Here is a 9,193-nt window from a genome sequence, read left to right as displayed (position 1 = left end):
TCCAGGACGCTCCCGGCCTGACCGCCCGGCGCATGCACACCGAACTCGACCGGGACACCGACCGCGAGACGGTCCTGGCCCGCTTCGTCGCCCAGCTCAACCCCGGCGACGAGCAGCTCCTGCGCCGACTCCTGGAGGGTGACGAGCTATGACCGCCCTCCTGCTCGTACCGCTGATCCTGCCCTTCCTCGCGCCGATGCTGGCCCGCCGGACCCTCGACCGCCTGGCCCCCGCCACCGCCCTGTGGATCCTCACCGCATCGGCCCTGGTACTGGCCGGAGCCTGTGTCGCCGCACTCGGCGCCCTGGTCCTGACCGGACTCCTCAAACTGCCCGCCCTCGCCGCCCTCGGCGAACTCGTCCACCCCCTGCGTACCCCCTCGGACTATCTCGTCCTCCCCGCGGCCGTCGCGGCCACCGGAGTGCTCACCCTCAGCGCACTGACCCTCGCGCGCTCCGCGTTCCGGCAGGCCCGTGCCTTCCGCACCGCCCGCACGCAGGCCGACCGCCGCCCCGCCGCCGGTGACCTGTGCGTCGTCGACTCGCCCCACCCGGACGCGTACGCCCTGCCCGGACGGCCCCACCGCATCGTCGTCACCACCGCGATGCTGCGCAGCCTCGGCCCCGCCGAGCGCGAGGCCCTCTTCGCCCACGAACGCGCCCACAACCGGGCCGGCCACCACTACTTCCTGGCCGCCGCCGAACTCGCCGCCCACTGCCACCCCGCCCTGCGCGCCGTCCGTGACACCATCCGGCTCGCCGCCGAGCGGGCCGCCGACGAGACCGCCGCCACCGCCGTCGGCGACCGACGCCTGATCGCCACGGCCATCGCCCGCGCCGCCCTCGCCGGCCACACCTCCCCGACCACCCGACCGGACTTCGCACCCGCGGCGACCACCGGCCCGGTTCCACAACGTGTCGCCGCCCTCCTCGCACCCTCCCCGGCGCGTTCACGCACCAGGCGCCCTGCCGCGCTGCTCCTCGTGGCCTGCACGGCCTTGTCCCTCGCCGCCGGAACAGCCGGCGTCGTCGACTTCCACCACCAGGTCGAGATCGCCCAGGGCGAGGAAAGCCCCTGACCGGTTCGGGCCCGGCGGACCACCACCCGGGGCTCAACCTGCCCGCCGCATGATCAGCCTCAGGTGAGAACCGGTTCCAGCAGCCGGAGCAGGTCGCCGGTGGCGTCGGCGGCGCCAAAGGCGGTGAGGGCGCCGAGCGACAGAACGGTCGCCACCAGCGGCCACAGCCGCGGCAGTGGGTCCGTCTGGAGGGCGGCGATACGGCGGGTGACCGCGCGGTCGGTGAAGCCGAGTCCGTCCGACGGCTCCCGACATCCGACCGTGAGTGCTGCCCGGGCGAGAGCGCGGGCAGCGGAAGCGCGGTCCCCGACCACCGCGGCAGCCCGCTCGTCGGCCCAGCGTTCCACGAGGAAGGCGACCGTTTCCCGGACCGGGCCGAGGAGCGGGTTGGCCGCGCCGGCGAGGGTCACGGCGGTGCACAACCGTGCGTGGCGGTGGGTCAGGTGCGCCCGTTCGTGGGCGAGCAGGACCCGGCGCTCCTCGGTCGAGAGGGCACCGAGCATGGTGCTGGTGACCAGGATCCGCCCGGGTGAACCCGCGCTTTTGGGGATGGCGAACGCCATGGGGGCGGAAGAGTCGGCCACGATCAGTTCGGTGTCCGACGGCTGCCCCTCGCACAGCAGCCGCAGAGCACGGCGGGTGAGGTACTCGGCGCGGGCGGCTCTGCACAACCGGTGGGCCACGACGAGGAGCAGCGCCCACGCGGCGAACGCGACGACCTCGGGTACCGGCTCGGGAAGCCGGAGGCCGTCCTCGCGGGCGTCGGCGACGACCGGGGGAGCGGCGTCGAGGAGGGTGACGGCCAGCAGGAGCAGGGACCATGTGGTCGCCACCGCGCTCACGACCGCGGCGCCGGCCAGCACACGGGCGGCGAGGGCGGGTGCGACCCGGCCGCCGATCAGCGGACCGATCCCGGCCAGCAGGAGCGACAGCAGGAACGGGGTGTAGACGTCGACTCTCACCGTTCCTCTCCCCCCAGCAGCTCGCGCAGCGCCCGCTCCTCCTCGGCACTCAACCCGGTGACGAACTGCTGGAGCGCCGCGATGGGATCCGGGCCCCGGTCGAGCGCCTCGTGCATGGCCTGTGCGGTCAGCTCGGCGGCGTCCTTGGCCGGCCGGTAGGCGCCGCGCCGCCCGTCCGCGTCGCGCAGGACGAGCTCCTTGTCGTACAGGCGCTTGAGGATGGTGTGCACGGTGTTGTAGGCGAGGTCGCCGCCGAGTTCGGCCTGGACCTCCGCCGGAGTCAGCGCCCGGTCCGCCGCCCACAGTGCGGCGAGCACCTCGCTCTCCAGCTCACCGGCGTTACGCCGTTCGGCTCTGCCCCGCGGGCCCGTGTCAGCCATGACTGAAACCTTACGGCGTGTAGGGGCTTCTCGGCTCGAGGAATTCACCGGAACCCTACAGCTTGTAGGGTGGACTGGGACCCTACAAGCTGCAGGGGATGGGAGAAAGTGATGAGCGACGGGCCGCAGGCCACGGACAGCGCGCAGATCTCGTCGGCCGGTCCGCGGCGCTTCGGCCCGCCGATGGCCGTCCGTTCCGCCCGGCGGTCCCGGGGCGACGTGGCGCTCGCGGTCGTGGCCGGCGCCTTCGCTCTGGCCCAACTCCTCCTCGTACGACCGGGGATGGGCCTCGGCTGGGACGAGTCGGTCTACGTCAGCCAGGTCGCCTCCCACGCACCGGCCTCGTTCTTCAGCGCCCCGCGTGCCCGTGGCGTCCCACTGCTGGTGGCGCCCGTCGCCGCCTGGTCGTCGTCCACCGCGCTGCTGCGGATCTACCTGGCCGTCCTGTCCGGCCTCGCCCTCTTCCTCGCGCTCCGTGCCTGGCGGGGCCTCTTCCCCGCCCGGGTGCTCGCGACCGCGGGCGCCCTGTTCGCCACCTTGTGGGTGACGCTGTTCTACGGCCCGCAGGCCATGCCCAACTACTGGGTCGCCGTCGGCGCCCTGGCCGGCACGGGCTGCTTCCTGCGCGCCCAGGCGAACCGCTTCGACCGCACGGCTCTGTGGGGAGTGGGCCTGAGCGCGGCCCTGATGGCCTGGATGCGCCCCACGGACGCGGTCTGGGCGAGCCTTCCCCCGCTCGTCCTGCTGGTGTGTGTACGGCGTTGGCGGCGCCCCGCGCTGCTGATGGCACTGGTCGGCGGCCTCGCGGCCGGGGCGGCCGAGTGGGTCATCGAGGCGTACGTCTCCTACGGCGGACTGGCGCAGCGCCTGTCCGACGCGTCCCGCATCCAGGGCGGCCTCGGCTGGAACATCGCTGTCGGAGACCAACTGCGCGCGCTGGGCGGACGTACGCTGTGCCGCCCGTGCACCAGCGCCGCGCCCCCTGTCCTGGAGACCCTGTGGTGGTGCGTTCTGCCACTGCTCGCCGCCCTCGCGGCCGTGGCCGCCGTCCGCGCCCGGCGGCCCGTCGCCTCGCTCGTACCACTGGCGTGCGCCGCCTCGGCGGCCTTCCCGTACCTCTTCCTGATCGGCTACGCGGCACCCCGCTTCCTGCTGCCCGCCTACGCGCTGCTCTCCGTCCCGGTCGCCGGCCTTCTGGTGCACCTGGTCCGGGCGCCCGGACGGATCCGCCGGCCGCTGACCGTGACGCTGCTGACCCTCGCTCTGGCCGGGCATCTGGCCGTGCAGTTCGCGGTGCTGGAGCACACCGTGCGGCGCACCACCGCGGCCCACCGCGAGTGGGCCGCCGTCGCCGCCGGGCTGCACCGGATGGGTGTGCGCCCGCCCTGTCTGGTCACCGGAGAGAACGACGTCCCCATCGCCTACTACGCGGGTTGCTCGTCCGCGGCGACCGGCGGCCACGACGCCAACACCACGCCGGCCAACATCCGGCGCACCGCCCGGCACCTGCCGACCGCCACCCTCGTGGCACCGGGTGGCGGCCCGCCCGGCTATGCCCGTTCCTGGACCCCGCACCGGGTGGCCGGCCTGCGCGTGTATGTCGCACCCGCTTCGGTGGCGGGGGGACGACGGTGAGCGTCATTGGTATTCCGTCGGCCCGCGGCCTCGGCCGGCCCTGGCAGCTCGCTGTCACCGCGGCCGTGCTGGTGGCGGCTGTCTGGGTGCTGGCCGCGCACCGGCACACGGTGGACGCCGGTGCCGACCGGCTCGCCGTCGCCGATCGCGCCTGGCTGCTGGTGGCCTGCGCGGCCGCTCTGGCGACCTGGGTGTGCGCGGCCGTCGCCCAGCAGGGAGCGGTGGCCGAACGGCTGCCCGCCGGGCGGCTGGTGGCGGCTCAGTTCGCGGCGTGCGCGGCCAACCACGTGCTGCCCGCCGGGGTCGGCGCGAGCGCGGTCAACCTGCGGTTCCTCACCCGCTGCGGGCTGTCCACCGCCCGGTCGGCGACCGCCCTGGCGGTCAAGGCCGCTGCCGGCGGGCTGGTCCGCTTCGTGCTGGCCGTCGTGCTGCTCCTGGCCTCGCCCCGGACCCTGCGGCTCGCGCCGGCCCTCCCGCGCGCCTCCGTGGTGGTGCCGGTCGTCGGCTGCGTCGTGGTCGCCGCCCTGGCCGTGGTGTCGAGCCGGCCGGTGCGTCATCGTGCGGGGCGCGTGGCCAGGAGCGTCCTGGCGGACGTGCGGGCGGTGCACCGCAGGCGGTCCAGGGCCTGCGCTCTGTGGGGCGGGTCTCTCGGCTTCGCCCTGCTGCACGCCGCCGTGCTGGTCGCCGTGGTGCGGGCACTGGACGTGACCGTGCCCGCCGGTCACGTCCTGCTGGCGTACCTCCTCGCCAGCGGCGCCGCCGTACTGCTGCCCACTCCGGGCGGCCTGGGCTCGCTCGACGCCGCGCTCGTGCTGACGCTCACCGCGGCCGGGGCACCCGCGTCCGCGGCTCTGTCAGCGGTCTTCGGCTACCGGCTGCTGACGGGCTGGATGCCGCTGTTCCCCGGTCTGCTGGTGCTCGCGCTGCTGGCCCGCCGCTCCGTTCTGTGACCCGGCCCGGGCACTGACAGGATCCGTGCCCTGAGCGTCCCGCTCGGCAGCGCGACCTGGCGACAGGGGTGATCGGCAGGGAATCGCAGCTTCGGCCTCGATACGTCAGGCCGGCTCGGGCCATCCGTGGTCGCGCAACCGGCCCACCTCGTAGCCCCGTTGCTCACAGGTGTCGAGGATGTGCGGGAGCGCGCCCAGGGCCGAGCGCCAGGCGCCCGGGGCGGACGTGCGGTCGGAGTCGTGGAGCAGGATGGTGCCGCCGCCGTCGAGGTCGGCCGTGACGGTGTGGTGGACGGACGCCGGTGTGGCGCGTGCGGTCCAGTCCTCGCCCCAGCAGGTCCACAGCACGGGGGTGAGACCGAGGCGGCGGGCGGCCAGATGGGCGGCGGTCGACATGACGCCGTACGGCGGCCGGAACAGGGTGGGGCGGAGTCCTGTGATGTCGGCGACGGTGTCGCGCGCGCGGGCGAAGTCGTCGTACGTGGCGCGTGGGCCGCGCAGCAGCAGCGGGCGGTGCAGCCAGCCGTGGATGCCGATCTCGTGGCCCGCCGCGGCGATCTCGCGGACGAGGCCGGGTGAGCGTTGCGCCTCGCGGCCCAGCAGGAAGAAGGTCGCCCGGATCCGGCGCTTGGCGAGGAGGCGCAGGAAGTGCGGGGTGGACAGCGGGTCGGGTCCGTCGTCGAAGGTCAGGGCGATGTGGTCCGGGCGGCCCCGGCCCGAGAGACGGGGCATCGCTCGGTTGCGCAGTGGCCCGAAGGTGGCGACGGCGGGTGCCGCATGGGCGGCTGCGAGGGCGGGCAGGGCGGCGAGAGCGGCTGTACGGAGCAACCGAGAGGCGGTCACGAGTGGTGGCCCTCGGTGTGGGAGGCGTGGTCCGGGAGCGGGTCGTCCAGGTCGAGACTGTGCCCGATGGCGTGGATCATGCCCGGGCCGTCGTATGCGGTGGCGATCCCCGTGCCGACGGCGCAGGCCCACACCCCGCATGCGACGGCGGCGGTGGCGATGAGCCGGCGTGCCGCGCGGCGCCGTCGTCGGGCGGCGGGCCGGGCAGGCAGCGGAGACGGCCCCGCGTGGTGAACGCGGGCTATCTCCGCAGCGGGTCCGCCGCCGCGATCGGCGGCGAAGAGGGCGAGGCCGGCCGCGCGTTGGCTCAGTCCGAGCGAGCCGTCGAGCAGGTCGCACAGCACGGCCTTGAGGCCGGCCGGGTCACGGATCCAGACCGCCGCACCGGCCTCCTCCAGAGCGGCGGCGTTGGTCGGGCCGTGGCCAGGTATGCACCGGTAGCTCGCCACGGGCAGACCGGTGGCGAACGCCTCCAGGGAGCTGAGCCCGCCGGCGTTCTGGACCAGCACGTCGGCGGCGTGCATCAGGGCGGGCATGTCGTCGACCCAGCCGTAGGCGTGTTCGACGCCGTCCGCGCGAAGCCGCTCGGCCAGTGCCTCGTTGCGGCCGCAGACGACCACGGGGACGGCGACGCCGCAGTCGCGCAGCTCCAGGGCGACCTGCCGGACCGGTCCGACACCCCAGGAGCCGGCCACGAGCAGCGCCAGCGGGGCGTTTCGCGGCAGCCCGAAGCGTGCCCGAGCCGTCTCGCGCTCCCGCGCGCTGCCGGGACGGAACCGCGGATCCACCACCGGACCGCACACCCTGACGTCCCGCGCCCCGGTGGCCCGCGCCTGCGCGGCGGGCACGGCGTGTGCGGCGAGGTGGACGTCGACACCGTCGGCCACCCACAGCGGGTGCACGGAGAAGTCGGTGAGATACGTGAGGACGGGCGCGGCCAGCCGCCCGCGTAGCCGCAGGCTGCCCAGGACACGGCTGGCTCCCGGGTACGTGGAGACGACCGCACCGGTGTCGGGGTGCAGGGCGCTCAGCATGCGCTCCTCGGCGGTTCGCAGCAGGGCTCTGGCCAACGGCCCGCCACCGCCTGCGCGTTCCGTGCTGCGGTAGACCCGCTGGTAGGCCCAGGGAGCCTGGACGAGCATGCGGTGGTAGCCGTCCCGGACGAGCCGTCCCAGGCGGGCCGGCAGCAGGTCCAGCAGGTCGAACCGGTCCACGACGAGGCCGTGGGCCGTGAGCCGGCGGGCCAGTTCGGCGGCGGCGCCGTCGTGGCCGGCGCCGATGCTCGCCGAGACGATCGCGACGCGTTCGCCCCGTCCTGTGGCCGGCACCGGATCGGGGCGCGGGGCGGCGGCCGCCAGGGCAGGCAGATGTGCCGAACTTCCGAGGTAGGGCATGGGCTCGTTCCTCCGCAGGTGGAGTGGGCGGCCAGACTCTACAACATGTAGTAGGTAAACTCGTACAAGATGTAGTAGTTCCTGTGGTGGAGATCCCACGGGTGTTCTACAAGCCGTAGTAGTGCCGCCGGTAGGCTGTGGTGCCGAGCGGGAAGGCTGGTGAACGATGGGCGACCGGACGAGCGGTGAAAGCGGCGGGGTGACCGGCAGAAGAGCGCGCGGGGAACTGGAGAGCGGCGTCCTTGCCGCCCTGTGGGCCGCGCACGAGCCGCTGACCGCGCGGCAGGTCCAGGAGCGGCTGCCCGGAGATCTCGCCTACACGACGGTGCTGACGATCCTGTCGCGCCTGCACGACAAGGGCATGCTCGTACGGCACCCGGCAGGCCGCGGATACGCATTCGCGCCCGTGCGGGACGAGGCGTCCGACACCGCCGTACGGATGCACGGCCTGCTGAAGCGCGGCTCGGACCGGGAGGCGGTGCTCAGCCGCTTCGTCGACGAACTCTCCCTGGAGGACGAGCAGTTGCTGCACCGTCTGCTGGGCGAGCAGGACGCCGGGCGCGGCGACGGCGGGCAGTGAGCCGGTGACGATCAGCGTCTACATCCCCCTCATCGTCACCGTGGTCCTCGCGGTGCTCGCCCCCAGGGCGGCCCGGCGGCCGGCACCGCGGCCCGCGGCCTGGTCCCTGGCGTGCGCGGCGCTCGTGACGGCGGCCGGCTGGCTCGGCTCACTGGCCCTGCTGGCCTTCACCGGGTTCGCGCAGATCCCCGAGGTCGCCGAGGAGGGGCACTGGTCGGTGGCCGCGCTGCGCACCCAGGACCCGGTCTCCTTGGCCGTCGCGGCGGTCAGCGCCCTGACCTTGGCGGCGGGGCTCGTATCGCTGGGTGTGGCGGCCGTACGGCAGGGCCGACACGTCCTGTGGGCCCGTCGTGAATGCCACCGGGTGCCCGGCGACAGCGAACTCGTGGTGCTCGACGACGAGATCCCGCAGGCGTTCGCGCTCCCCGGCTCCCCCGGACGGATCGTGGTCTCCCGGGGGATGCTGCGCTGTCTCGGTGACGCGGAGCGGGAGGCTCTCCTGGCTCACGAGCGGGCCCATCTCCGTGGCCGCCACCATCTCTTCCAGGCAGTGTGGCGACTCACCGCGGCCGTCAACCCGCTGCTGCGACCGCTGGCCGAGGCAGGCGGGTTCGTACTGGAGCGTTGGGCCGACGAGGAGGCCGCTGCCCACGTGGGCAGCCGTACGGTCGTCGCCCGCGCGGTCGGGCGGGCGGCGCTCGCCTCCGTCGGCGCGTCGCGCCCCGCCGCCCTGGCCGCGACCGGTGGCGCGGTGCCTCAGCGCGTACGAGCCCTGCTGGCACCGCCTCCCACGCGCCGCGCCCTGCCCTTCGTGGCGGGCGCCCTTCTGCTGACCCTGTGCTGTGCCAGCCTGGCCAACGCCGCCTCGGACAGCGAGAGCCTGGTCGAGAGCGCGGAGCGGGCCCAGTGCGCGGCGGACGCCGAGGCGCAGGGCACTGGGCGTCCCGTGTGGCGGCCGGACGTCTGCTGCGACCGCCGCGGGGGCGACGAACACGGAAGTCATCGCAGGTAGTCGCGTGGTACCGCGGTACTACGCGCACGGCGCGGTTCAGCCTCCTGGTACCACGGGATCGGGGTGGTTCGGCTCTTAGCGTGGCCGGTGAGGCGTCGGATGCGACGCACGCCGGAGCCCGGCAGGGAGCGCGCGGATGATCGACGCACAACAGTTGACCAAGAAGTACGGCGACAAGACGGCCGTCGACGGGCTGGACTTCGTCGTGAAGCCGGGCACCGTGACGGGCTTTCTGGGGCCCAACGGCGCGGGCAAGTCCACGACGATGCGCATGATCGTCGGGTTGGACGCCCCGACGAGCGGTTCCGTCACCGTGAACGGGCGGCACTACGCCCGCCACCACGCACCGCTCCAGGAGG

Annotated in this window: 10 protein-coding genes and 1 pseudogene; 7 read left to right on the top strand and 4 right to left on the bottom strand. The window is 74.3% G+C overall.

Features of this window, described 5'->3' with window-relative positions; genetic code table 11:
- Both G3I71_RS51915 and G3I71_RS44365 read left to right on the top strand, forming a co-directional pair.
- Positions 1-152: pseudogene (locus tag G3I71_RS51915) on the top strand (BlaI/MecI/CopY family transcriptional regulator); the annotation flags it as partial.
- Entirely contained in the window at positions 149-1,078 is a 930-nt protein-coding gene (locus tag G3I71_RS44365) for a M56 family metallopeptidase (protein WP_164324495.1), read from the top strand. The pseudogene G3I71_RS51915 and the gene G3I71_RS44365, both read left to right, overlap by 4 nt.
- A 59-nt stretch (positions 1,079-1,137) precedes the next feature.
- Here the strand turns inward: G3I71_RS44365 and G3I71_RS44360 are convergent, their stop codons facing one another.
- Positions 1,138-2,040, bottom strand: coding sequence for a M48 family metalloprotease (locus tag G3I71_RS44360; protein ID WP_164324492.1), 903 nt, complete (start codon positions 2,038-2,040; stop codon positions 1,138-1,140).
- Entirely contained in the window at positions 2,037-2,420 is a 384-nt protein-coding gene (locus G3I71_RS44355) for a BlaI/MecI/CopY family transcriptional regulator (protein WP_164324488.1), read from the bottom strand. Before G3I71_RS44355 ends, G3I71_RS44360 begins: the two co-directional genes overlap by 4 nt.
- Before the next feature lie 183 nt (positions 2,421-2,603).
- Between G3I71_RS44355 and G3I71_RS44350 the strand changes: the two genes are divergently transcribed.
- Together G3I71_RS44350 and G3I71_RS44345 are read left to right on the top strand one after the other, a co-directional pair.
- Positions 2,604-4,055, top strand: coding sequence for a hypothetical protein (locus G3I71_RS44350; RefSeq protein ID WP_164324500.1), 1,452 nt, complete (start codon positions 2,604-2,606; stop codon positions 4,053-4,055).
- Between the two features lie 5 nt (positions 4,056-4,060).
- The gene (locus G3I71_RS44345) at positions 4,061-5,005 is read left to right on the top strand and encodes a lysylphosphatidylglycerol synthase domain-containing protein (protein WP_343243277.1); all 945 of its coding nucleotides are present in this window, start codon (positions 4,061-4,063) and stop codon (positions 5,003-5,005) included.
- Between the two features lie 105 nt (positions 5,006-5,110).
- Here G3I71_RS44345 and G3I71_RS44340 read toward each other — a convergent pair whose 3' ends face one another.
- Entirely contained in the window at positions 5,111-5,848 is a 738-nt protein-coding gene (locus G3I71_RS44340) for a polysaccharide deacetylase family protein (RefSeq protein WP_164324482.1), read from the bottom strand.
- On the bottom strand, positions 5,845-7,242 hold the full coding sequence (locus G3I71_RS44335; RefSeq protein ID WP_164324480.1) for a glycosyltransferase: 1,398 nt from the start codon (positions 7,240-7,242) through the stop codon (positions 5,845-5,847). The genes G3I71_RS44340 and G3I71_RS44335 overlap by 4 nt, the downstream gene beginning before the upstream one ends.
- Before the next feature lie 166 nt (positions 7,243-7,408).
- Between G3I71_RS44335 and G3I71_RS44330 the strand changes: the two genes are divergently transcribed.
- From G3I71_RS44330 to G3I71_RS44320, 3 genes are all read left to right on the top strand, one after another.
- Positions 7,409-7,822 (top strand): BlaI/MecI/CopY family transcriptional regulator, encoded by a 414-nt coding sequence (locus tag G3I71_RS44330; protein WP_164324478.1) that lies wholly within the window; start codon positions 7,409-7,411, stop codon positions 7,820-7,822.
- A 4-nt stretch (positions 7,823-7,826) separates the two neighbouring features.
- Positions 7,827-8,834, top strand: a complete 1,008-nt coding sequence (locus G3I71_RS44325) for a M56 family metallopeptidase (RefSeq protein WP_164324476.1) — start codon at positions 7,827-7,829, stop codon at positions 8,832-8,834.
- A 136-nt stretch (positions 8,835-8,970) separates the two neighbouring features.
- Positions 8,971-9,193, top strand: a 223-nt coding sequence (locus G3I71_RS44320) for an ATP-binding cassette domain-containing protein (RefSeq protein WP_164324474.1), incomplete at its 3' end; no start/stop codon positions are given.

The sequence above is a fragment of the Streptomyces sp. SID12501 genome (genome assembly GCF_010550245.1).
Taxonomy (GTDB): domain Bacteria; phylum Actinomycetota; class Actinomycetes; order Streptomycetales; family Streptomycetaceae; genus Streptomyces.
Note: the sequence above shows the minus strand (reverse complement) of the source record. Positions and strands in the feature narration are given on the sequence as shown.